Source organism: Natronococcus sp., from assembly GCF_047921035.1.
In the GTDB taxonomy this organism is placed as follows: Archaea; Halobacteriota; Halobacteria; order Halobacteriales; family Natrialbaceae; genus Natronococcus.
The window spans coordinates 1-613 of the sequence record NZ_JBLRWX010000252.1 but is presented as its reverse complement, the minus strand read 5'-3'; the positions used below and the strand labels follow the sequence as shown (position 1 = coordinate 613).

Genomic DNA, 613 nt, shown 5'->3' with positions numbered 1-613 from the left:
CCTCGCGCTCGCTCTCACTGAGGTGGTTGATCGAGTCTTCGTAGGCTGATCCCTCCTCAGTACTGCGGACGATCTTGAGATCGAACGACGATTTCGTCACTTTGCGTCGGCCTTCGCGAACGTCGCGTGTTGTCTGATCGATCCAGATCCGATCGAGATTACTGTACCCGAGGATCTCTAACAAGCTCTCCATGTGCTCGTTGAACTCCTCGACCGCACTGTCTTCGATTTGATCGATACGGGTTCGAAGATCGGCTAACTCTTCGGTTGTCTTCTCACGCCGATCTTGAAGCCCTTCGCGATCATCGAGCCGTTCTTCGATTGACGCGATTTTGTCTTCGACGTCGTCACGCTCACTTTCCTTCCGTTCGATCTCGAACTCGAGCTGGTTGACTTCGCGGTGTTGCTCGAGAATGTCTTCGGAGTCGTCGGTCTCGAGGTCATCGATCTCTGTCTCGAGTTCAGTAATCTCTTCTGTGAAGGCTTCCCGATCGTCCGTAAGATCCTCGACGCGGTCACGCCGGCGCTCGATTTCCTCGTCGATCGACTCGAGACGGCGGTTGGCTCGCTGATACTCGGAGCGATTCTCCTCGATTTCGTTGCGCGTCGCTCG

The 613-nt window shown here is 55.1% G+C and carries 1 pseudogene; it reads right to left on the bottom strand.

Annotation, left to right across the window (positions count from 1 at the left end):
• Positions 1-613, bottom strand: a pseudogene (locus tag ACNA7R_RS20550) (chromosome segregation protein SMC); the annotation flags it as partial.